Annotated in this window: 23 protein-coding genes; 15 read left to right on the top strand and 8 right to left on the bottom strand. The window is 44.8% G+C overall.

Going from position 1 to position 23,791, the window contains the following annotated elements; translation table 11 throughout:
• Positions 1-233: 233 nt before the first annotated feature.
• The 4 genes from tnpA to C943_RS07225 form a co-directional block, all read right to left on the bottom strand.
• Positions 234-686: an IS200/IS605 family transposase gene (gene tnpA, locus C943_RS07240; protein WP_040479473.1), complete on the bottom strand. Its 453-nt coding sequence runs from the start codon at positions 684-686 to the stop codon at positions 234-236.
• A gap of 159 nt (positions 687-845) precedes the next feature.
• Positions 846-2,279 carry a glycoside hydrolase family 30 protein gene (locus tag C943_RS07235; protein WP_008625952.1) on the bottom strand — a complete coding sequence of 478 codons (1,434 nt, stop codon included), beginning with the start codon at positions 2,277-2,279 and terminating at the stop codon, positions 846-848.
• A gap of 28 nt (positions 2,280-2,307) precedes the next feature.
• Positions 2,308-2,700 carry a hypothetical protein gene (locus C943_RS07230; RefSeq protein WP_008625951.1) on the bottom strand — a complete coding sequence of 131 codons (393 nt, stop codon included), beginning with the start codon at positions 2,698-2,700 and terminating at the stop codon, positions 2,308-2,310.
• Positions 2,701-2,833: 133 nt separating this feature from the next.
• Positions 2,834-4,663, bottom strand: coding sequence for a glycoside hydrolase family 2 protein (locus C943_RS07225; protein ID WP_008625950.1), 1,830 nt, complete (start codon positions 4,661-4,663; stop codon positions 2,834-2,836).
• Between the two features lie 204 nt (positions 4,664-4,867).
• Here C943_RS07225 and C943_RS07220 point away from each other — a divergent pair, with 204 nt between their 5' ends.
• Positions 4,868-6,262 (top strand): 3-keto-disaccharide hydrolase, encoded by a 1,395-nt coding sequence (locus C943_RS07220; protein WP_051069534.1) that lies wholly within the window; start codon positions 4,868-4,870, stop codon positions 6,260-6,262.
• Positions 6,263-6,267: 5 nt separating this feature from the next.
• Positions 6,268-7,623: a Gfo/Idh/MocA family protein gene (locus tag C943_RS07215; RefSeq protein ID WP_008625948.1), complete on the top strand. Its 1,356-nt coding sequence runs from the start codon at positions 6,268-6,270 to the stop codon at positions 7,621-7,623.
• A gap of 102 nt (positions 7,624-7,725) precedes the next feature.
• Here the strand turns inward: C943_RS07215 and C943_RS22005 are convergent, their stop codons facing one another.
• Positions 7,726-7,866, bottom strand: coding sequence for a hypothetical protein (locus C943_RS22005; protein WP_008625947.1), 141 nt, complete (start codon positions 7,864-7,866; stop codon positions 7,726-7,728).
• Positions 7,867-7,923: 57 nt separating this feature from the next.
• Here C943_RS22005 and C943_RS07210 point away from each other — a divergent pair, with 57 nt between their 5' ends.
• From C943_RS07210 to C943_RS07160, 11 genes are all read left to right on the top strand, one after another.
• The gene (locus tag C943_RS07210) at positions 7,924-8,373 is read left to right on the top strand and encodes a thioredoxin family protein (RefSeq protein WP_008625946.1); all 450 of its coding nucleotides are present in this window, start codon (positions 7,924-7,926) and stop codon (positions 8,371-8,373) included.
• Between the two features lies 1 nt (position 8,374).
• On the top strand, positions 8,375-9,757 hold the full coding sequence (gene mnmE / locus C943_RS07205) for a tRNA uridine-5-carboxymethylaminomethyl(34) synthesis GTPase MnmE (RefSeq protein WP_008625945.1): 1,383 nt from the start codon (positions 8,375-8,377) through the stop codon (positions 9,755-9,757).
• Positions 9,758-10,187: 430 nt separating this feature from the next.
• On the top strand, positions 10,188-10,370 hold the full coding sequence (locus tag C943_RS22000) for an excisionase family DNA-binding protein (protein WP_157198465.1): 183 nt from the start codon (positions 10,188-10,190) through the stop codon (positions 10,368-10,370).
• On the top strand, positions 10,367-11,473 hold the full coding sequence (locus C943_RS07195) for a site-specific integrase (RefSeq protein WP_040479470.1): 1,107 nt from the start codon (positions 10,367-10,369) through the stop codon (positions 11,471-11,473). The genes C943_RS22000 and C943_RS07195 overlap by 4 nt, the downstream gene beginning before the upstream one ends.
• A complete protein-coding gene (locus C943_RS07190) occupies positions 11,470-12,444 on the top strand; it encodes a hypothetical protein (protein ID WP_008625940.1) in 975 nt (324 codons plus the stop codon). The genes C943_RS07195 and C943_RS07190 overlap by 4 nt, the downstream gene beginning before the upstream one ends.
• A 374-nt stretch (positions 12,445-12,818) precedes the next feature.
• The gene (locus C943_RS21330; RefSeq protein WP_051069532.1) at positions 12,819-13,181 is read left to right on the top strand and encodes a helix-turn-helix domain-containing protein; all 363 of its coding nucleotides are present in this window, start codon (positions 12,819-12,821) and stop codon (positions 13,179-13,181) included.
• 11 nt (positions 13,182-13,192) lie between these two features.
• Positions 13,193-13,504, top strand: coding sequence for a hypothetical protein (locus C943_RS07180; protein WP_040479468.1), 312 nt, complete (start codon positions 13,193-13,195; stop codon positions 13,502-13,504).
• Between the two features lie 24 nt (positions 13,505-13,528).
• Positions 13,529-13,882 carry a hypothetical protein gene (locus C943_RS21995; RefSeq protein WP_008625937.1) on the top strand — a complete coding sequence of 118 codons (354 nt, stop codon included), beginning with the start codon at positions 13,529-13,531 and terminating at the stop codon, positions 13,880-13,882.
• A 250-nt stretch (positions 13,883-14,132) separates the two neighbouring features.
• Entirely contained in the window at positions 14,133-14,702 is a 570-nt protein-coding gene (locus tag C943_RS07170; protein ID WP_008625933.1) for a hypothetical protein, read from the top strand.
• Positions 14,703-14,894: 192 nt separating this feature from the next.
• Positions 14,895-15,563 carry a hypothetical protein gene (locus C943_RS07165; RefSeq protein WP_040479462.1) on the top strand — a complete coding sequence of 223 codons (669 nt, stop codon included), beginning with the start codon at positions 14,895-14,897 and terminating at the stop codon, positions 15,561-15,563.
• A 46-nt stretch (positions 15,564-15,609) separates the two neighbouring features.
• Positions 15,610-16,716, top strand: coding sequence for a hypothetical protein (locus C943_RS07160; protein ID WP_008625929.1), 1,107 nt, complete (start codon positions 15,610-15,612; stop codon positions 16,714-16,716).
• A 91-nt stretch (positions 16,717-16,807) separates the two neighbouring features.
• Here C943_RS07160 and C943_RS07155 read toward each other — a convergent pair whose 3' ends face one another.
• The 3 genes from C943_RS07155 to C943_RS07145 all read right to left on the bottom strand — a co-directional run bounded on the left by C943_RS07155 (position 16,808) and on the right by C943_RS07145 (position 21,377).
• The gene (locus C943_RS07155) at positions 16,808-17,359 is read right to left on the bottom strand and encodes a hypothetical protein (protein ID WP_008625926.1); all 552 of its coding nucleotides are present in this window, start codon (positions 17,357-17,359) and stop codon (positions 16,808-16,810) included.
• Positions 17,360-18,000: 641 nt separating this feature from the next.
• Positions 18,001-20,049 (bottom strand): hypothetical protein, encoded by a 2,049-nt coding sequence (locus C943_RS07150; protein ID WP_040479458.1) that lies wholly within the window; start codon positions 20,047-20,049, stop codon positions 18,001-18,003.
• A gap of 317 nt (positions 20,050-20,366) precedes the next feature.
• Positions 20,367-21,377: a helix-turn-helix transcriptional regulator gene (locus C943_RS07145; protein ID WP_008625922.1), complete on the bottom strand. Its 1,011-nt coding sequence runs from the start codon at positions 21,375-21,377 to the stop codon at positions 20,367-20,369.
• 359 nt (positions 21,378-21,736) lie between these two features.
• Between C943_RS07145 and C943_RS07135 the strand changes: the two genes are divergently transcribed.
• A complete protein-coding gene (locus tag C943_RS07135) occupies positions 21,737-22,966 on the top strand; it encodes a reverse transcriptase domain-containing protein (RefSeq protein WP_008625920.1) in 1,230 nt (409 codons plus the stop codon).
• Between the two features lie 2 nt (positions 22,967-22,968).
• Entirely contained in the window at positions 22,969-23,736 is a 768-nt protein-coding gene (locus tag C943_RS07130; RefSeq protein ID WP_008625918.1) for a hypothetical protein, read from the top strand.
• The last annotated feature ends 55 nt before the right edge of the window (positions 23,737-23,791 follow it).

The raw sequence follows: 23,791 nt of genomic DNA, 5'->3' as shown, positions 1-23,791 counted from the left end.
TTTTGCCAATAGTTCCCTCGCAATTGGACCCAATTCAAGAGAGGGAAAGAGGCTTTGAAACTTCCCAATTCCAACCCTATTTTATAATATTTCGCAAAGCTATAGACACCTAAAAGGAGCGGAGACAATTTTCTTGGACATAGCCCTGTAAGGGCGGTGATACCTTAACACAGGGTGAAGCCCTGTGCAGTCAGAATGGATGAGGTTCTCTAAGCCCTGAAAGGGCGGGATCGTCAATCCCACAAAAAGCGTTCATCATACTCAACCCTGTACTTTTTCAGAAATGCCCGATACTCATCTTGGAATGTCTTCCTTTGGTGATGTTCGTGCTGATTCGCTATGTAGTCAACTACGGCATCTACCTGTGACGGATTAACAGAAAAAGCACCGTACCCATCCTGCCAATAAAAGTCTGAAAATTCCCCACCTTTTGTCTTCATCCATTTGGATGAGTGGGATTTCACTTCTTCTATTAGCTTAACAAGTGCGATCTTCTTTGATAATTTACAGAGGATGTGTACGTGGTCTACATATCCTCCCACTATGATAGATTGGCACTCCAATCTGTTACATATACCCCCCAAATAGGCATGTAGTTCCTGCTCTATCGCACCTTTGATCAGTGGTTGCCTATGCTTGGTGCTGAATATGGTGTGAAGGTAATTTTGAACCAGTGACTGTCCCATGTTCAAGGTATTACGCCCTTTCAGGGCTAGGTTGAGGTTTTCAGCTCTTTCTATCGTAGGGCCAAGACCCTACGTTTGGTTATATCGCCCTTTCAGGGCTTTGAAAATAACCGGTCAGTTTAATCCTTTCAATGTTTAACTTGACAAAGCTAGGTTAATCTAATCAAATACAATCGTCGCGACAGCACCCGCTGAAAGCGTCACCGCACCGACCCACTTGTTGTTTTTGACTGCGAAGGTTTGTTGCGCTTGACCATCATTCAAAACGATCAATACCTGTTTTCCATCCGGTCTGGTAAACGCCACATTGGGCAAGCCCTCGGGTTCGTTGCTGTCGATCCGCACCGATCCCGGGCTTACGAATTTCGACGCATGGGCAATCACATAGTAGGCAGGATTCCGGAGTACATGGTTGATTTTGATCGTGATCGCGCCGAGGCATTGGTCGCAGCCGCCCCGGTCGGTATGGGGCTGAAGGTCCGGTGCCGAGCTCAGGTTCCATTCTAGGACAGTTTTGGCCCAGTTGCGGGGCGCACCGATGATCAGATTTTTGACATGCCAGCGAAGATCGCCCGCAAGATCCCCGGGTGCTCCAATCCACTGTTCGGTGAAATAGATGTTTTTGTCCGGATGGGCACGGTGGACTTCCGAAAGCGCATCGATTTGCCCACCGTAAAGATGGAAAGCAGATCCGTCGATGTACTTTTTGGCTTCGGGATCATCCAAAATGCTGATCGGATAATCAGGTCGATCGGCATTGTGGTCGTAGATGATGATCTTGGTGGAAATGCTGTTTTTTTCGAACGCAGGCCCAAGATGGTTTTTCACAAATTCCGCCTGCTCTTCGGGCAGCATCAGCAGGCTTGGGTTGTTGCCGGGATGCAGGGGTTCATTTTGTATGGTGACGGCATCAATCTTGAAACCCAAATCCGCCATCGCCTGGATATACTTTACGAAATAAAGCGCATAGGTGGAGTAGTACTGCGGCAGCAATTTTCCGCCCCGCGTGTCTTTGTTGTCCTTCATCCACGCCGGAGGCGACCAAGGCGAGCCCATCAACTTGATTTCCGGGTTGATTGCCATGATTTCCTTCAAAACCGGAATCATATCCAAGGTATCGGGCCCCAAGCTGAATTTGGTCAATAGCGAATCCAAATGTCCGTCCTCAACATCATGATAGGAAAAAGGATACTCATTGAGGTCGGATGCGGCGACAGACAGGCGCAAATAACTCACACCGATTTCCCCCACATTTTGCCCAAAAAGCTCCTGGAGTATTGCATTTCGCGATTCATTAGTCATCCCTAGGAGGTGCTTCGCGCTGCCCTGCGTCAAAGTAAAACCAAAACCATCCATCGCCTGATAGCTGATCGAGTGATTGAGCTCGATGGTGGGCAGTTCGGTTGACATCTCAGCTAGCAAGAGATCGTCTTGTTGCAGAAAGTGTATTCCTTGGGATGGGTCGGTAAGCCAGAACTGGGCGTTTTTGGTTGGTCTATCGCAGCCGAAAACGCCAATGGCTAGAATCAGGATAATCTTATGGAGATGCTTCATGGGGAAAAGAAAGAGCCATGAAATTACGTGAAATTTCATGGCTCTGAAAATGGTTGGTCAGGTTCATTTAGAACGCCAAGGCTGCGGGTCCAAGCTGACTTTTGAGTGGTCCGAGCAACTTGTTGACACTACCGTTGTACTTGCCCAACAGTGACTGGCCCAAAAGGCCCATGAGGAAGTTTTGCCGGATTTTCTTCAGATCGAGGAACTTGCTTTTCTTGGCATCGTCGGAAAGATTGCCGTTGAGGACGCCAAACACGTCGTCTACAAAAGACTTGTTATTGGCTTTCAATTTTGATGTTTGGTCTGCAGTTAATCCAAGACCGTCGGTTTTGTCGAGTATGCCGAGTACTTGCGTGGCAAGGTCAGCACCTGGTACTTTGAGTTTTTGCGCTTTTGCCTCAGTTCCTACAAAGGCAATTAGCAGGATGAAAACGGAAAGTGAGAAGAGTTTTTTCATAAAATAAGTGTTTTAATAACCCCTAAATTACTGTTTTTTCAAGGGATATTGCTAGTTGGCTCAAGGATTTCCTGTCAAGTTTTCGTTAATATTTGCTTCTGGATTCATCGCTCCATACCCTTGTTGGATTTTATCATCGGTAAAGTTCCATATGCAGCGATTTGAGTACAGCTGCGGGAAACTTGATAACCTGCCGATCATAGGTCATCAAGCCATTCACTTCTACTTCCACGTCCGTGGTTTGGGTATATACTGCGGCGGCAAGCCCTTTCGGGATCAAATCCTTGAGGTCTTTGATCAGTGATTTGTAACGCTCGAGCAATTCAGCCTCCGTCTTGAAAGATTGATAGCCCCAATTGTCTTTGTTTTGCCAAGTATGCCCTTCTACAGGAAGCCCAAGTCCACCGTATTCACCCAGAACCAGAATATTCACTTTGCCAAACAAGTCCGGCGAGGGCATTACCGGATCGGGATAGTTGTGGACATCAAAAATATCCCCCGCGATCTTATTCCCATTCAACTCGAAATTTCCCCCTGAAGCGGAATTGACCAGCCGGCTAGGATCATGCTTTTTGGTCCATTCAGCAATTTCGGCTGTTTTGAATTGTCCCCAAGCTTCATTGAACGGAACCCAAACCACGATAGAGGGGAAATGGTGAAAAGCATCCATGATGGCTTTCCATTCTTTTTTATAGATAGCCTCGGATTCTGCCGTTCGATATTTGTCCAAGTTCTTTCGAAGAATTCCCGGCTTCGGTTCCCAGACATTGCCCATATCTCCGCTTGGCATATCCTGCCACACCAAGATGCCCAAACGGTCACAATGGTAATACCAACGTGCGGGTTCGACTTTCACATGCTTCCGGATCATGTTGAAGCCCATTTCCTTGGTTTTGATGATGTCAAAAGCCAGTGCCTCATCTGTGGGGGCGGTATAAAGACCATCAGGCCACCAGCCTTGGTCAAGCGGACCGTATTGAAATAGGGGTTTGTCGTTCAATTCCATGCGCAGCATGCCGTTTGTGTCTGGCTTGGCACTGATTTTCCGCAGGGCACTATAGGATTTGACTGCGTCGACCACCTTGTTTCCCTTTTTCAATTCAATAACAAAATCATAGAGTTGTGGTGAATCGGGAGTCCAGCTTTTCGGGTTTTGGATCGTCAATACCTGCTTTTCGCCCACAGCGCCGCTAAGCCTACCGACTTCTTTTCCATTGTCCATTGCAAGTAAGGACAGGACCAATCCAGCGGTATTGCCCGCGGTTGTGGTTTCAATTTCGAAAGACCCCCGGTCCCAATTTGGCGTGATCCTGAGTTGGGAAATGTAGGTCTGCGGTACATACTCCAGCCAAACTGTCTGCCAAATCCCGGTGACAGGCGTGTACCAAATACCACGTGGTCGCTTTGTTTGCTTCCCAATGGGCTGTGGTCCATCGTCGCTCGGATCCCAAACTCGGACTTGGATATTTTGGGACTCGCCTTTGAGGAGAAAATCCGTGATATCAAATTGAAACGGGTCATAGCCGCCTTGGTGGGTACCTACGGATTTTCCGTTTACAAATACCTCCGATTCCCAATCGACAGCTCCAAAATGCAACAGCACTCTACCTTTTCTATTTTTCGAAGAAACGGAAACAGCCTTTTGGTACCAGAGTTCTTTGGCAGCGCCGACAGGTTTGGCGACTCCGGATAGATAGGATTCGACCGTGTAGGGGACTAGGATTTTTCCTTCAAAAGTATTTGGTCGCACGCCTTTGTCCACAATCGCATAATCCCAGGCACCATTCAGGTTTTGCCAATTGCCGCGTTCCATCTGTGGCCGGGGATACTCAGGGTGGGGGGCCTGCTTGTCCACTTTTTCGGCCCAGGGACTTAGGATGGGATTTGTTTGGATTTGTTGTGCATGGACCGATAGGATTGCTGTAAACAAAAGCAGCAAAGCCGAAAGGGAAAGGTTCTTCATGGGTTTGAGGATTTATTGTCGGAAGGGGTTTCTGTATTTTTCCTGCCGTCACATTGTGAAGGCATGTTTCCAAGATAATCCATAAATTCAAGAATCAAAAGAGAGAATTGTACCTCGAAGTCGCAATCGTTTCCGTATTTGCACCTATAGGATGTTGAATAAACCTGCCTAAATCAGGAATTTGGACCATATAAAATCAAGACCATGCCCCGAAATAGACCATTGTTTTTGGTAGCGCAGCTGTTTCTCCTCGCATTTGCCTATCTATCATTCCAAACCGAATCCATCGCCCAGAATACCCAATGGCGGACACTTTTCAACGGAAAGGACCTTAGCGGGTGGAAGGCAGTGGCAGGTGAAGCCGAATTCAAAGTGGAAAATGGCATCATCGTTGGCTATGCCAAAGCGAATACACCCAATACCTTTTTGATTACCGAACAGCAATTTGGGGATTTTGTCCTTGAATTGGACCTGAAGATCGAAAACCTCTCAAGTAACTCAGGCATCATGGCACGCGGACAGTATGATCCCAAGGCCAGGGAAGGCCAAGGGCTCGTCTTCGGCTACCAAATCGAAGCAGACCCAACATCCAGGGCTTGGTCGGGCGGAGTTTACGACGAGGCGCGCCGTGGTTGGCTGTATCCCTTAGACCTCAATCCGGCGGCCAAATCAGCCTTCAAGATGGGAGAGTGGAACAGTTACCGGATCGAAGTAATCGGAAAGGAAATCAAAACCTGGATAAACGGACAGGAAGTCGCCTACGTCGTGGACGACATGGATGCCCGTGGATTTGTTGGACTTCAGGTACACAGCATTTCGGATGCCAAGGATGCCGGCAATAAGACCTATTTCAGGAATATCCGCATCCAAACGGAAAACCTAAAACCCAAGGCTTTCAAAAAAGACCTCTTTGTGGTGAATACAGGATTGAACGAGCTGACCGCCTACGAAAAAGCGAACGGCTGGAAACTGTTGTTTGACGGGAAAAGCACAGAAGCCTGGGTAGGCGCCTACAAAGAGACCTTTCCACAAAAAGGCTGGACAATCAAAGACGGGATTTTGAAGGTGGAAGGCACCGATGGTGGCGAATCCTCCAATTTTGGGGATATCGTGACGAAAGAAAAATACGCTGCCTTTGATTTTGCCTTTGACTTCAAGATTACCGAAGGCGCCAACAGCGGGGTGAAATATTTTGTCACCTTGAAAGAAAACAATTCCGGTTCGGCAATCGGCTTGGAATACCAAATCCTCGACGACGAGCGCCATCCCGATGCCAAGATGGGACGGGAGGGCAACCGTACCTTGGCCTCGCTCTATGATTTGATCAAGGCCAACAAGCAGGCACGCTTTGTCAAAGGACCCGGGGAATGGAACAAAGGCCGCATCGTGGTCTATCCCGACAACCGCGTCGAACATTACCTCAACGGCGTCAAAGTCGTGGAATATGTACGTGGATCGCAGGAGTTCCGTGATTTGGTGGCCATCAGCAAGTACAAGGTTTGGGAAAACTTCGGTGAAGCGCCCGAAGGCCACCTGTTGCTCCAAGACCACGGCAATGAAGTGCATTTCAAAAACCTGAAAGTCAAAAAACTCAAATAAACCCCATGACCATGGAATCCAACAACCAACCCAGAAGGGATTTTATCAAAAAGACCACCCTCGCAACCATCGGCCTGAGTTCCTTGGGTGCCTTGGGTTTTTCAGCCAAAAGCTATGGCAACATCATCGGTGCGAATGAACGGTTAAATGTGGCCATCGCAGGTCTTGGAAGACGTTTGGGCGCGTTTTATGACCCGATCAAGAGAAAAGAAAGCAATGTCATGCTGCACACCTTGTGCGACGTGATGCAGTCCCAAAGGGAAAAAGCTGCTGCCAGTTTTGCGAAGCATATCGACTACACACCCCAACTCGAAAACAGCATTCTGAAGGTAATCGACAACAAGGAAATCGACGTCCTCATCAACGCGACGCCGGACCATTGGCATGCCCCGGGTACATGGCTTGCGGTAGCCGCCGGCAAACATGTCTATGTCGAAAAACCTTGCAGCCACAATCCACGCGAAGGGGAGTTATTGGTGGAGTTCAAAAACAAGTATAAAAAGGTGATCCAAATGGGCAACCAGCAGCGCTCATCTTTTCATACCATCGAAATCATCAAGGAAATACACGCAGGGGCCATTGGAAAAGCATTCCGTGCGATCGCCTTCTATTCCAACGGCCGCGGACCGGTTCCGCTGCAGGTTGAACAAGCACCACCTGCAGGCTTGGATTGGGACCTTTTCCAAGGACCAGCACCAAGGCGTAAGTACACCCATGACACCTGGGATTACAATTGGCACTGGTATGGTTGGGATTATGGCACCGCCGAAACCGGCAACAATGCCACCCATGAACTCGACGTAGCGCGATGGGCATTGCAGGTAGAGTTTCCGAAACACGTGCACGTCGATGCGGGCAAATACCACTTCCTCGACGACGGCTGGACCATGTACGATACCATGTTGGCCACCTTCCAGTTTGACGGAGACAAAACCATCCTTTGGGACGGCAAAAGCCGCAACAATTACCAAACCTACGGTTCAGATAGGGGTACCATCATCTATGGCACCGAAGGATCCGTATTTGTGAACAGAGGCCTGTACAGGCATTTTGACCGCAACGGTAAACTCATCAAGGAAGCAAAGGCACGAGGCGAGGAGGGAAGCACCAACCTCGGCGGCGGTGGCGACAATACTACCGACCACGTGGTCAACTTCTTTGAAGCGATCCGCGGAAAGCAAAAGCAAAACTCCACGATCGAGGAAGGCGCCACCAGTACCTTGCTTTGTCACTTGGCCAATATCTCCTACCGCATCGGTGAAAGCTTCGCCTGCGATCCGAGAAACGGACATATCCAAAACAAAAAAGGCATGGCCCTCTGGTCCAGGGAGTACGAGAAAGGCTGGGAACCGAAGTTGTAGGCAGTTGCCGGTGGCAGGGATCAGTGCGCAGAGGTTAGTTGGCAGTAGCAGGGTTCAGTTGGCAGAGGTCAGTTGGCAGTAGCAGGGTTCAGTTGGCAGGGTTCAGTTGGCAATAGCAGGGTTCTGTTGGCAGAGGTCAGTTGGCAATAGCAGGGTTCTGTTGGCAGCAGCATACGTCGTACTTCTAACCTCATCCTTCATACTTCCGACTTCGTCCCTCGTCCTTCTAACTTCGTACTTCAAAATGAACTGGATTTCCCCACAACTCGTTACATTTGGGTTATTGAAAAGCAGACCCTTATGAAAAAGTTATTTGGAGCGGTGCTCATCACCCTCATCAGCGCCCAAATTGCTTCCGCACAGGAAAAAATCAATTGGCTGACCTTCGAAGAGGCTGCGGCCAAAACAGCCGAAAACCCGAAGATGGTCTTTGTCGATGTCTACACCGATTGGTGTGGCTGGTGCAAGAAGATGGACAAGGATACCTTTTCCGACCCCAAAGTGATCGCCTATATCAACGAGAATTTTTATGCGGTCAAAATGAACGCGGAGAACACAAAGCGGTCCTTTGACTTCCGGGGCAAGCAATACACCGAAGCCACGATGGCCAAAGCGATGCGGGTGAATTCCTATCCCAACTTCATCATCATGGATCCGCTGATGGAAAACATCACGCAGTATCCCGGCTACCGTGAACCCAACCCATTTTTGAACGGACTTTCCGGCATCGTCAATAAATTCAGCAAATAGCATGTCTTTTTCCCTGCATGAGCGAGAGGATACGATCGTAGCCTTGGCCACCCCGCAGGGAGTTGGTGCGATTGCCGTGATACGTCTTTCCGGAAAGGATGCCATCCGCCTCGTCAACCAAGTATTTAAAGGTAAAAACCTCGAAACAGCAGCGTCCCATACCATCCATTTTGGGACCATCAGGGATGGGGAAAAAATCATCGACGAGGTCTTGGTTTCCATATTTGTTGCACCCAAGTCCTTTACAAAGGAAAATGTCGTGGAAATATCCACCCACGGTTCCTCCTACATCGTCAACCAAGTCATCAAGTTGCTTATCCGCCAAGGTGCTAGGCCCGCCAAACCCGGTGAGTTCACCCAACGGGCATTTTTGCACGGACAGTTTGATTTGGCGCAGGCAGAGGCGGTGGCGGATTTGATCCATTCGGATTCAGAAAGCTCGCACCAGGCAGCCATCAGTCAGATGCGGGGAGGTTTTTCCAACGAAATCCAACACCTACGCTCCGAGCTCATCCACTTTGCATCCATGATCGAATTGGAATTGGACTTCACGGAAGAGGACGTGGAATTTGCCAGCCGTCAGGATTTGCGGGTATTGGTGGAGAAGCTGCTGCGCGAAATCGAACTGTTGATCGCCAGTTTTGACCTTGGCAACGTGATCAAAAACGGGGTGCCGACCGTCATCGCCGGTAAGCCCAATGCCGGGAAATCCACCCTGCTCAATGCCCTCCTCAACGAGGAAAAAGCGATTGTATCCGATATTGCCGGCACCACACGCGACTTTATCGAGGACGAAATCAACCTCGGAGGTGTAATTTTCCGGTTCATCGACACAGCAGGCCTTCGGGAGACGACAGATACCATCGAGGCCATCGGGGTCAGCCGTACACAGGAAAAAATGAAAACCGCCTCGCTGATTCTCTACCTCTTTGACCTCAGCGATACCGACATGGTAGAGATCAATAGGGACATCAACAAGCTGGAGAATTTGGGCGTACCTTTTCTGAAAGTGGCCAATAAGATAGATAAGGCGAATCCTCTCTTTATCAACAAATTAAGGGAAAAACATCCCGATACCATTTTCATTTCGGCAGGTCAAAAAGAAAACCTCGATCTATTGAAAAACCGGATCCTCGAATTGGTCAACTTGGACAAATTCCGCACCGGAAATACCATCGTTACCAACATCCGCCATTACGACTCCTTGGTCAAGACCCGTCAATCCCTGCTCGACGTCCTCGCCGGTCTCGACCACGAGGTCACCAATGATTTCCTCGCGATGGACATCCGCAGGTCCTTGCACTACCTCGGCGAGATCACGGGCGAAATCACGACAGACGACCTCCTCGCCAATATTTTTTCGAAGTTTTGCATCGGGAAGTAGCTACCTTGACAAAGCTTGATTTTACTTTATTTTTGGCTCTTTTAACCCATTTTATTGTACTTATTTTGATAGTGTTTCACGTTTTTTTGTTGCTAATTTGTTGCCAAAATTCCCAATTTTTGTTGCCAATCAAAATAGTGGGAAATTATGTCGGTATATGTCAGTACATGTTATATATTGGCATTTTTTGGCATGTTATGTTGGTCAAATGAAACAAATAGCTATGAGTTCAAATCTAAGAATAAGGAGAGTTTGCCATCATTGTGGGAAGGAATTTGAAGCACGAACACTTCAAACCAGATACTGCTCCCATGATTGTAACCGAAAACACTACAAATTGGTAAAGCGGGAAGAAAAGCTAAAAAAATTTCTTTCCGGTACTGTCGCCGGCCATGTCCCCCTTGAGGACACGAATAAATCGAAACCGGATTTGGAAAAGTTCGAAGAGATCCAAAAAAGGGACTACCTGTCCATCGCAGAATCGGCAATCTATCTGGGGGTAAGCAAAAGGACAATTGAGCGAAGCATTGCATCAGGAAACCTCAAGGTTGTCAGGCTTGGACACCGTGTAATTGTCCCAAGGGAAAGTATCAATAAAATGCTCGGGTTATGAAGGTCACACTTAGAAGACGCAAGAAGGGCAACAGAGTGGCCCTATATTTGGATTATTACCAAAAAGGATTCAGGAAAACTGAGTACTTGGATATTTATTTGGTTCCCGAACCCGACAAGGGGAAGTTGACCCCCGCCCAAATCGCGAACAACAAAGAGAGACTACGCTTGGCCGAGGCGATTTGCCACCAAAAACAACTGGACTTTTTATCGGGCATTTACAACGTCCATGATATCAAAAAGCAAAAGTCACTGTTCATTCCTTACTTGGAGAAATTGGCTGTCAACAAAAACACCAGCACAGGTAACGACGGAAACTGGAAAAGCATGATCAAACACCTCAAGGAATACGCCCATCCGGGAGTAACTTTTGAGAATGTTTCGCTGGAGTTCATTGAGGGGTTCAAACGTCACCTAACTAGGGCTACCAAGTCAAACGGGGAAAGTTTATCTATAAATTCAAAGGTTTCGTATTTCAACAGATTTTTGGCCGCCCTGAAACAGGCGAAGACAGATGGAATCATACCTGTCAATCCAGGAGAAAGGGTGATCCCTTTTAAACCTGCCGAAACGAGAAGGGAGTTTCTTACAATGGAAGAACTGGAGAGCTTGGTGGTTACAGAATGTGAAGTGGATGTACTCAAAAGGGCTTTTCTATTTTCATGCCTTACAGGTCTCAGATTTAGCGATATTTATAGGCTCAGGTGGGAAGATGTGCATTATGGCTCCAGTCACGGTCATTTCATCCGATTCAGACAGCAAAAGACAAAAGCAGAAGAAACGCTGATGATCACGGACCAGGCAGTCGGTTTGATGGGAGAAAGGGACAGGGATCAGGGCACAGTCTTCACTGGACTGCATTACAGTGCTTGGAACAACCATAAACTTCAGGCATGGATGGGAAAAGCCGGGATCAAAAGAAAAATCACATTTCACTCCGCCAGGCATACCCATGCCGTGTTGCAGCTCTCTAAGGGAACAGATATACACGTGATATCCAAATTATTGGGGCATAAATCCATCAGAACCACGCAGATATACGCCAAAGTTTTGGATGAGAAAAAGAGGGAAGCGGTTGAAAAAATCAAAATACAAGGTCTATGAATGATGAGGATAAAATGGTGTCAGGACTTATTGCGGAATCATTCCGGGAATTGTTTGATTTCCTAAAAAAGGCAAAGGTTGTGAAATACGAGTTCGGAAACGACACCAATGAGGGGTTTGTGTACAACGTAGACGGCATCTTTTCAAAGAAACTATTAGAAGAATCTGTAAAATCTTATTGGATTATTGGCTATAGGAATCTACTCAAAGGATTACTTCGGTCAAGAACGGAGAATTTTTTAGATTTGGAGAATGCCCGTGAATTATCCGAATCTTATTTTTTTGGGAACTGGGAAACGATCAAACAAGAATCCTATAGGGAGGATAATGTAAAAACCATAAAAATTGACAGTAAAGAAACTGTTGCCGCCTATCATGCGATTGACAACGAAGTTTTTTCGCTCCGGACAATGGAAGAGATTATCAGGATTGTCACAGTGGGATTTGGTTCGTTCGAAGCAATGCCTTGGTGGTATGAAATTGGGATGCTGGACCTTACGAGAAACGTTCAAAAAAAACCGAAAACAAAGCCTTTTATAGAATGCCAAAATATCGAAGGATTGGAGGCGATTTTTGACGAATTATATCGTTTCTTGGTAAGAAATGGCTATCTGCACTCATCGAAGGACTCCTTTTTATCACTTTTTAGACCATCCGGGCAACAAGAAGTTGTGTCATTTTCTACATCATCCCGCTTAGGTCATTTTTTTAAGTTAATCAAGGACGACTTGGAGTTGACCCTGAAAAGGTTCCCCTTGAAAAGCCTTAGTAGTCACATTCAGGTCCGTGATATTCCTTTGACCCACGAAAAGTTGAAGGAACTATCACGTAACCTTTCCGACTACTCTGAAGGAATTTTCAAATCAGAAATTCTTGATTCAAGTGACGGGTATGAAGTTTTGAAGAAACGGCTGAAGTCTGTGAACGCAATGAAACGAAGGGGCGCGATGGGTAGTGGGAAGAAATCCTGAAATCTGCGGCCTATCTAACAAGGAAGCGTCATTAGTAATCCGCAAGATATTTTTTAATCGTGTTTTTCCTTCTTTAAACCAATTTTTACCATGCGATGAAGAAGGTCACGTAGCTACTTTATTTATCTAGTGCACGCGTCTTTTATGACTAATTCCAACAACTTGAGATTTTTTTTTAAGTGAAGTCCTTCTGGGACTAATCCTCGACCAATTGTGTAGCTGAATCAAACGTAATATTCGTATTCCCAAAATATGGGTTTAAGTTAAATGACTGTTTGTCAGACAAATAAATAACGCATAAAAATATTTATATTATAAAAATTGAAATTGTGCGTTATTTGGATTTGGTTTGTGTTGTAATTCTTAATGAAATTATGAAGAAAAAGACGATTTCAGATGATATAGGCCGCATAGCGTTAAAGTCCTTAATCATCCAACTTAACGAGATGCTAATTCATTTGGCAGCCATTTATGGCAAACTTCCTGAAGACACTTTCATGGATCGCTTGAATACACATTCCCGCCTTTTATGCGTCGAGCAGACTGCAGAGCTTTTGAACCTGGCGAAGGGAAGTGTGTACCAAAAGGTTAGCAAAGGAGAGCTGCCCTATTACAAGATCGGACGTAAAGTCTATTTTGACAAAACTGAGCTTGAGGACTTTGTACTCCAGCCTTCGAACAAAAGGATGACCAACGCCGAAGTGGCAATCGCAGCACTTAATTATTCTCAAAACTAAATTCGAACATTATGAAGCAGTACGAACCGGGAACAATTTCCATCAAATACTTTGTCGATCTGGTGGGAAGTAGGTATGGCCAGAACAAATTCATCGCTCTATTAAGAGATGAGGGGATATTGGAACCAGATAATATGCCCTGTGAAGAATTTCTGTTTAAATACATGAGTTATCAAACTGAACAATATCGAAATGGAAGGAAAAGGGCGGTTATCCCGAGAATAATTGCCAAAACAGGAATTCCCTATTTCTCGAAATTCTTGAGCGATAGAGGCCTTTTAGACCCAAAATTGAAAAAAGTCACAAAGATCAAAACCCCATGACCAGGGAATAAGGTCAAATAACTTATGATAAAAAATAGTTCAAAAGTCAAATGTAGGATACTTCGGTATGACTACGCTAAAAGCAAGGCAGATTCCTTATTGGAAGAGGGGTATAGGTTCCTCACCTATGAGCCAAAGCCTGGTCAGTATCCAAATCACCACTATTTCAAACTTTCATGTTTGTTTGACAGACATCTCAATCGGAAGCAGATTCCGATTGACTCACCCCGTGGACTCGAAATTCTGGCATGGTATGCTACAGACTGGCATACTTTTCCAGGTTCCTATGACCAAATGGTAGATAGGGACACCGAGATGGAAGAAATGTGCGCTCAAATTAGGGCAGAGGAGGAAAAAGAACGAATACTTAACAACTAAGAATTCTCCTTTTTTCACCATCCTGGGAAGGACCCAGCAAATGGATGGTTCTATGACTACTATTCAAGTCAAGGGAGATTTAACTTGGGCTCTCAAACAAGCTGGATAGTCTCTCCAACTATAAAACCTACACTTTACAAACCATGTCACAACATCAAAAAAAATAATAAAGGTCAATGCTGAAGAATACTTCACATTTGCATCTGAAGGCAGCATAGATCTAGTATCAGAATTTTCGGTCATTCAACAGATGTCGAATGGTAAACACTATCTAAAGTTCAACATCAATTTTCTTTATGAACAGGTCGAATATTGGCTGAACGAGGAAGAACTAAGAAAGCATTTGCCTTATGAGTTTTGTGCTGATGTCTTTGGAAGTATTTACAAAAGCAATAAGTTTTTTGATTTCTGGTATTTCATTTGTCATCCAGAGTTTGAGACTTCAGAAGACGAGTTTATTGAATTTATTAGCGGAGAAATTTTTGGTAGGCCAGTTGAAATGTCACCTGGGCGATTTTGGTCAACAATTTCTGCGTATTCTGATGGACACTTATTTTCATCAGCAATTAAAGCAGCTATGTTGGTCACCAAAAAGGAAAAGAATGTTGCATGGATTTTTGCGCAAAAGTTCATTAGGTTAGGATTCACTCCTTTTTTCTCATTCGCTCCTTTGGAACCAGAAGTACTGCCTTTGGAGGAAATGTTGGATTTAAAACCGATGCGCCAATTTTGTATCAACCTTGATGAATATGCTCAAATTAAAGCTTCCGTTCTGGCTCAACTTTGCGTGCTTGATCATGCTGGTTTGCCGAAACTTTAATGGGGCAGTGGTAAATCGAGGTTGTTCTGCAAAGATTAAATAAAGACATTCTTCTTCAAGCCCATACCCCGAAGACCCCATTTGCGGGATGGATCTATAACAATTGAAAAAGGAGGGATGACTATATATACGGTAGTACATGCGATGTATGTCTACCTCCTTTTTACTTATCAATCTTAAAATTCACAAAAAATGAAATTATATCAGGATGAAATAGTTTTGCTTACAGGTTTGGAAGCAGGAAAAAAGCTTAACGGGCATTCGATTGTTTTTAAATCCGATGATTGCTCAATATTCCGTGGTGTTAATGGAAACTACTTCAAGATTTTCCAGAAGGAGCATATTGTTAGGCAGGTGCTTCATTGGATACACTGTGACGAGATCCGGATTCATTTTCCAAGCGGTGCATTTGCGAAAGCATTTGGGAAGATTTATCATAACGATGATTTTATCGCGCTATGGTCATCAAAGTATTATGCAGATTTTCATGTTTCCGTAAAGGAGTTTAGGGGATCATTATGTGTGGAAGGGCTCTGTATTTCTCGAAAGACCGATCCAATTGAATTCTGGAGGACTCTAAGGTCCATTGGAGACCTGAAACTTTTGTCAACAGCTCTTGAAGCTGCAATAAAAGTTTATGGTGATACCATCAATCTTTCAATGATCATTTCAAATGAAATTATTGAAAATAGACTTACTCCTTTTTTCGATTTTAGGCTCCTGACTATTTCGGAAACAAGCGAAGAAAGTGTGTCGGAATCCAATGAAGACCAAATTTTTTATTGTGATCTCGAGGAGAACCCCCATGTAAAAGATGCAATAATGGTCAAATTGAGGGAGGTGGGCTGTGCAGAATCATAAGGTATTTTCCCGGGAAGAACTTTATGACCTAGTCTGGTCAATGCCCATGAAGAAGATCGCGGAGCAATATGAAATCAGTGATAGAGGCCTCAGCAAAGCCTGTAAAAAAATGCAAATTCCAGTACCCTACAGCGGGTACTGGAACCGTGTAATTGCGGGAAATCCGGAGCCAAAGCCGATCCTTGGGCCTCTACCGACCGGTTATATTGGCCCTCTGAAATGCACTTTAAGGGAACGCCCAACGGGCTTCAAAACGAAAAAAAAATCAAAGGATAGGGCAGGCCTGGAGTTCCCTGGACCATCGGTGACTTCTATACCCGAATCGCTCGGTGATCCCCATCCCATGGTGGAAGCTGTCAAAAGTCACCTTGAGGGAAAGCAGCCGGATAATTCAGGTAGGATGAAGAACATATTGGTCTCCGATCCCGGTTTTTTGGATATCCGCGTTTCCCCAGAGTCTTTGTCGAGGGCATTGAGAGCCTACGACATGATTGTGAAAACCTGTGAAGGCAAAGGTTATAGGTTGCAAACCAACATCGGGGAGTCTTTCTTCGAGGTGGATGGTGAGCTAATCAAGATCAGGCTTTACGAGAAATTGAGCAAGAAAAGGGCTCCCGGAAGTTTCGATTTTGAAGGCCACACCTTGGAACCGAGCGGGTTGCTGGTATTTGAATATCTCAATAACTGGTCCCGCAGGCACTGGGATGAAAGGAAGGGATATGACCTCTCTTATTACCTTGATTCTATAGTCAACGGTCTCAGGGAAGAAAGTGCCAGGGTCAATGAAGAACGTGAAAGAGTGAGGCTTGAGGAGGAACGTGAAAGGGAGTTTGAAAAAAACAAAGAAAAAAGGAGGGCTGAGGCCATTAGAGAAGCTGAATTGATGAAATATGCGATCAGGTTAACCGATAGATGGCATCTTGCAAATCGGATGCGCAAATTTATCGATGCGATGGAGTCAAAAAGAAAAGCGGAAGGTAGCCTGGACCTTCACAGGATAGCAACCTTTGACAGGGTGAGGGCGCTTATCGATTGGCTTGATCCCACGGTCGGGAATAATTCGAAGACCTTAGAGCTTTTAGACCCAGATACAATGGAAATCTTGGACGATTTTATGAGAAGCCGATACAAGGATATCTGGAGAACCCTGTGAAATTTAAACCGATAAAAGTTAAACTGTCAAGCTTTAAAACTTTGTAAGATCGAAAAAGGGGGTGGCTATTGCCCACCCCTTTTTGGTTATATTAGCATGAGCACAGTTTTGACAACAGGGCCTTGGTATCCTCGAACCAATCGGAACCCAGTCCACTCGCTGGAATGGGAGGAAGAATTTCTTCCAGACCAAAGACATCCAGATCTTCCATCATTTGATCTCGAACCTTTAAGGATACGATTACGTGGCAGGAGCCCAACATCAGCCTTGCAATCACCTTCCGCCAAGATTTGACTATCGACTCCCAGCCAGTTTCATTCTCCCGGGAATGGATCGCCATCAGGGTTGACAGAAATGAATCAATGCTGTCAATAACCAGCACTTTCTTTGTTTCGCAGGATTCGATTGCCCCCAGCATCTTTTCCAGTGTACAAGGATAATTTAACTGGACGAGGTTGTGGAATCCCCATCCCGCAAACAGCTTGTTGTAGTTGCTGTTGGTGTCGATGACGGCAACGTTGTTCGGGTCGGGTTCGAATCCTGATGCGATGATCATCGATGCAGCCGTGGTCCGAAAGCTATCCTGGCCCTTTACCACGATTCTGACTTTTCCGATTTGTGTTTTTTCTGTTGGTAAATTCATGACAATGAAAATTTTGTTGGAGTATCTGGGGGGTAGGGGGATGTGTATCAGCCCTGACTTAGCTATCTAGTAGGATGTTTTGGACGGATTAAGGTTTGCCCCTGTTGGCATAGTCCGCGGTGGTTGTTGTGGGAACGGACAACCTGAACAAAAGTCTGTGTTGGGTTCGGGGGAGGATCCAAACAGATTAATCATCTGTTCCATTGGCTGGAAATCCTTTCCTGGGGGATCGCTGGGCTTTCGGAAATCATTGAATAAACCCGGGGGTAGGGGGTACTTTTTTTCCGATGGGGGGGGGGGAGTTAGGGGGAAGTACCTTCTTCCGAACGCAAACAGCTTGAGCTGTTCCGGAACAATCCGTACGGGTCCGAACCGGTTTCATTGTGGGTTTAAGGTTGTGGATTCCGGAAACTTGACGATTCTCGATAGGGGAAGTTGATTCACATCCGGTAGAGATTCCGCAGACCACAAAAAACGGATACAGCGGATTTAGCTATCTAACATTATAGGCGCGGGGATTTTATGTTGCCCGTTTGGCGTAAGAAAAGAGAAAGAGTTGCAGGGACTGACCGTTCACGTATACACTGTTATCCAAGAAATGCAGGATTTTGGTGTGAGTTTTATATATATGTAAAATTCCTTCATTTTTTGAACCACATATCCGCTCTGAATTTTTCCTTGCTAATGGGAAGGAATTTCACCGGTTTTGGAAACTCAATGCTGTTTCCTGCACCATCCTTGATTTTCCTTAATGAGACAATCTTTTGGTCTCTTGCCTCTGTTTTCGGGTTCTTCCGTGGCCGACCGTCGGATTCGATCTCGAAAAATACACCCAACATTTTTCTTGCCTGGCTGTAATCGGGGTAGGGTGTATATATCCCCGCAATTGCAAGTGCATCGTTTGCTATGGATAAGAGACTGCCTTTGCTGTAGCGTTTGCCGACCTCGACCTTTGAGAATATGTGTCCCTTCAATGGTGTTGAAGGGTCCAGGACATGAAAATAGAGCAAACTGTCCAGCTTATTCAGTGACCGCTTCGATCCGGATTCGTTGACTGAATCCAATTTCAGGAGTATCTGTTCCCGGAGGAAATCCGGATCCACATACGCCTGGTACCGGTCGTAAATCCCGTACGCATGTTCCAGTCGTTTGAAAGGGACAGGATTTTTAAGAATGGCCGGATCCCATTTCCCCGCCGATCCCGGAAGCGTCCTTTCGGCAATTTCCCTGATTTTTTTCTGTTCCTGAATCTGTTCATTGGACTGGGATATTCTCTTGGTAGACACCATGTCGACTGTTGAGACGTCAAATCCCGCCTCTTCAAGTGCCATCTTAAGTCCTCCGGCTACGGCGAAGATCCTTTCCCGAATTCTTGTTTCCTCCAAATACCCATCAATGTTCAGGTAGCTGATTTGCGGTTTGCCTTGGAAGTCTTCCCTGATGTAGGAATAGCCCCTGAATTTCATTGCCTTTTCTATCTTCTCCTTCATCACCTTTACCTCGTCCAATAGATGCTTGCTCTTTTCGAAATTGATGATGAGGCACCGATACCCGTCGAGTTGGTGGTTTGCGATCTCCAGGATATCATCGAAATCAAGTCTATTTGACAAGGGAAGGGGATTTTTTTGGGCAATGACGGTAACGGAATGAAGACCCGTTCTTGCCCTCCCCACAATTTGCTTGATGGTGAGTTCCGACAGCTGCATTATTTTGCCATATGCAACCCCTATCAACAAGTGGTAGGGTTCTTCGATGTCGTACCCAACGAAATAGGCCGAAGTCTTGAACACCAGCTTCACGGGAAGCATACTGTCCATCAATTCATGGTAGTATTTTTTGACTTTGTCGACGCTTCCCTTTCCGCACAGCACTCTGATGTCGTTTTGGTCCAGTATTTTGTTGACAACCAGCATATCTGCCAAATCCCTTATTTTTGTGGCATTGTTTAGGGCAACCACCAGCTTCCCGGCAGAAGGGTCGCTGAAATGGTCCACGATTTTCTCGTAAATGGCGCCAGCTACATTGGTCGTTTCAACCAAAGTCAGCGGTCTCCTTACGGGAGATGAATAACTGAATTTGGTTTTTTGTTCGCTACTTAGCTTGGGGTCAGTAAAGACGAGTGGCGTGGCAGTAACCATCGAACGGTTCCTGGGTTCGAAGACATCCTTGTAATAATCCAGTGCCTTTTCCATACTTCTTCGATAGGAGGCAGACGTTTGGAAGGAATCTGACTCGTCGATCAGAAGATGGAAGCCATCGTCTTTGATCTTTTTTTGTCCCAATGCCTCGATAACCCTGTTTAGACTGTCTGCAACGCATATGAACTTCACCGGCTTTCCGACGTGTTCCCTTCCCTTCACATATTCCCGTATTTCCTCGGCGGTGGCGATGCTTCCATCGGGCCTCGTACCTACGAAAAAATAATCCGGAGATTTTTGACTTTTGGTCAAAGCAGTACTTCTGAGAGGTTCCACCACGATCGAATTTCTCTTTGACTCAAGTTCAAGTGTGGTTGCGCCGATACCGGTTTCCTCTTTGTGGAGAATACCTGGCGGGAGGAACCTAAATACGTGGCCCAGTTTTGTGGGATCGCCTGATTCCAGCGTGTTCTTAATTACAAAGTGTCTGGTTCCATCGGACGAAACAACCTCTTTTGTGATCAGGGTCGGATCACTTATGATCGTCTTCATATCTTGGGTGAAAAAGATTGCGAAATTACTGAAAAGTTTTGCCACATGAATTCCAAGATTTAAACGGTTTTGGTTTTTTAACGATGGTGTGTCTGTACCCATTGTCATTTACCCTGTAAACCAGTTGATTCCATATCATTGAATCCCCCGATGTTTTTTTGGTTTGGGTATGAAATTTTGACCTATGGATCGCGACAATTGGATTTGGGGGCTAGATTGGAGGACGGCCTTCAGCATTTTTTGATGCCGGACATAAATAAAGGCAAGTAGGTCTTGTAAGGGCGATGACTGTCAAACCGTGCGTCTTCCAGGTTACCTTATTTGTACCGCTTCGCCGCATCTTTGTGACGAATGGCTATCCTGTCCCGCAACTCGCTCGGAGAAATGACTTCGATGTTTTCTCCGTAGGAAAGCAGGAGCCTTTCGAGTTCGATGTTGGGGATGACCTCGATCCTCACCTCGAGGGTTTGGGCATCCAGCCACTTATGTTTTTGGGTTCCATGGAGAGGCTTTGAAGCTACATACTTTCCGGTCACCCCATAAAATCGAAGGACAATCATTTCCAGCTTTTGGTTTTCAGGTTTGGTGACCCCGATGATTTCCTCAAAGTATTCCTCCCAATCGATGGCCTTGTTGGGAACGTATTTGCTTTTGGACTCGCTGATTTCCAGAATCCTGTCCAAAGCCAGGTTCCAGTCCGGTTTTTGGTTTTCAGGATTTAGGCCAAATACAAACCAGCGGTTGTTGTGCTGCTTCAGGAAATAGGGGTGGAACTCCAAGCTGACTGGATGCTCAAAGGTGAAAGGATGGTATTTGATGTGCAGTACCTTTTTGTTGACCGTAGCATCGATCAGCTGTCCCAGAAAATCCAAGCCCATCAAGTCGGGATTGGAATCAAAGGAAATCACTTTTGCCTGTCCCTTTTGGGTAATGCCGTTCCGAAGCTTAGGGATGATCTCCTCCAAGTTTTCAAATTGGGGCATTCCCTTGAAGTTGGAGAGTACAGATATCGCATCTTCCAGTTCTTTGATCTCCAATTCGTTCAGGGGAAGCTGGTGGATGGAGAAAGAGGTGTCCACATATCGGTAGTAGGTCTTCCTGTTTTCCCTTGGCTTTTCCAGTTCGATCCCCCATCCTTCGGGACTCTCCATAAAGGCGATGTCGTCAAACAGCTGTCTGCGGCTGATTCCCCCATATTCGGGATCGATTTCACACAATACCGAATCAATCGCCTCCTTCAAATCTTCAAAAAAGTATTTCCTTCCGGGGTTGCGGAAACATTGGTCCAAAATTTTGTACCGTATCAGCGGACTGTTCTTTTTTCCCATTTGGTTTTTTATTATTATAGCAATAGTGAAAGTAATAAAAAGACAGATCACATCTTGAATAGTGCAGGCCTTTCGCACACTTTTTGGATAGGTTTGTCATGGTTCTTTGAAACACCTGCCAAAGGTATTGATCTGTGGGTGCTGTTTCGGTTTATCGAAAAGATCGGCACCTGTTCCCGACATTTGTTGGGATAAATGTCTCTTGGGAATTTTCCAACTCCTGAGTAGACTTCTGACCTCCATTTGGTCCTTTGATAGTTTAGTCTTTATAGATATTTTATGTATTTATAATTACACAAATTCATCATACGCATAGAATATCAGGCAGGTGTTTTCATAGAGCCAAATTTTTAATCGAAATGAAAATAGATCCTCAACATATAGCCCAAGTCAGAAAGCAATTCGAAAATCTTCAAAGCAAAGAAGATTTGCTCCAACTCTTAAATGCAGCTAAGAAAATGATGTATGGGGAAAAATTCAAGCCATTGGAACTACGAGCCTTGACATATTATGCCGATCCAAAATTATGTACTCGTCGCTACAGTAAATTTTCAATAAAAAAGAAATCAGGGGGAGTGAGAACAATACACGCTCCTACAAATGGACTAAAATCAATATTGCGTTCACTGAATTTCGTCTTGCAATGTATCCACGAGCCTCACCGAACTGCAACTGGCTTTGTCCTCGACAAATCCATTGTGGACAATGCAAAAAATCATGTTGGCAATCATTATGTCCTCAATCTTGATTTGAAAGATTTCTTCCATTCTTTTGATCGAAACAAAGTCAAATTGGCCTTTATGTTTACCCCCTTCAATTTGGGGGTAAGCAAAGAAAAGGAAAAAATAGCTTTTTTGCTGGCAAGTTTGTGTACCCATCCTCTTGAAGTTGATGGAATCACTAAACTTGTATTGCCTCAGGGAAGCCCTACATCCCCGACCATCACGAACATACTTTGTGAACGATTGGACCGAAGACTTAACGGACTTGCCAAGCGCTTTGGCGCAAATTACTCCCGTTATGCGGATGACATTACTTTTTCATCCCCACACAATATTTATCATATTGAAGATAACCCATCATTAAACCAGAAAGGCCGATTCGACAACTTCAGGGCTGAGTTTGGGAGATTGATTGAGGAAGAAAAACTGTCTATCAATCCCAAGAAAACACGGTTGCAAAGGTCTGGATTTAGGCAAGAGGCGACCGGCTTGATCATAAACGACAAGGTAAATGTCCGCAGGCAATATGTGAAGGAACTCCGTATGTGGCTGTACTATTGGGAATCGTATGGCTATGAAAAAGCGGAACAGATCTTTAAACAGGACTACATGGCCGACAAGGGCCATGTGAAAAATATGAATGCACATTTGGTGAATGTGATTAAAGGGAAATTGGAGTTTCTGAAGATGGTGAAAGGGAATGAGGATGGGACTTATAAGGGGTTGAAGGAGAGGTTCAGCAAATTGGATTTAGCAAAAGGCAAACAGGATTTTGAAAAAATTGATTTGGAAACCGTAGTAACCACAATTCTAAATAAAGGGCTTGATGAAGGAATAAACCTTTACGAAAGGTTCAAAAACAGCTAAAAATGAAGGATAGGGATAAACTCAAAAAACTTGTTCAAATCGTTGGAGACCTTCTAAAAGTTGAAGGGAATGAATGGTTAATTGATGATATTTTAAAAACGATAGGTGAGACATCACCTGTGGAAGAAATAGCAAAACATTCTGTTATTCAAAATATCCATGAATACTGTGTTGAGCAAAAAATAGAAAAACAAGCAACTGAGTTCTATAATTCATTCCCGATTTTAGAAATAAAGGACCAGCTAATTCAAGATTACAAAAAAATGGAGCACGAAAGGCGAAGAGATGATTTTGAAAATTTTTGTTTATGTCTTTATCAGCAATTAGAAAATATTACTAACCACATATTTACAAATCACATTTTTTTAAACTGGGAATCAAATAGGAATAAAATTGCTTTTAGGTTTCCAGATGGAAAAATTCTGACCCACAGCGATTTAATTCTTGGAAATGCCAAGGAATGGTATGCTAACGGGAAGTTTAAGGCATTATTGTTTTACTTTTACTTCAATGAAAAAATGAAAGTAACAATCCCATTCAATGACCGAGCAAGTACCTTTGAAGAATTGTATCAGATTCGTAATCAAAACCATAGAGGGGGGAGTAGCACTGAATATCAACAGAAAACCCTGAATAAAATTAAGGGTAAAGAATCAAAATATTATTTTAAGTTCTATGGGTTCCTTCAAGATATAGTTAATCAGATTGAAGATTCATTACTTGGTTTAGGTAAGTCAAATAAAGAAATTCAAAAAAATGAACTTAAATAATAACTCGGGTAATGCAATAGGGGGTAATCCAGCTTTAGCAAAGTTATTTGAACTA

Source organism: Mariniradius saccharolyticus AK6 (assembly GCF_000330725.2).
GTDB classification, from domain to species: Bacteria; Bacteroidota; Bacteroidia; order Cytophagales; family Cyclobacteriaceae; genus Mariniradius; species Mariniradius saccharolyticus.
Note: the sequence above shows the minus strand (reverse complement) of the source record. Positions and strands in the feature narration are given on the sequence as shown.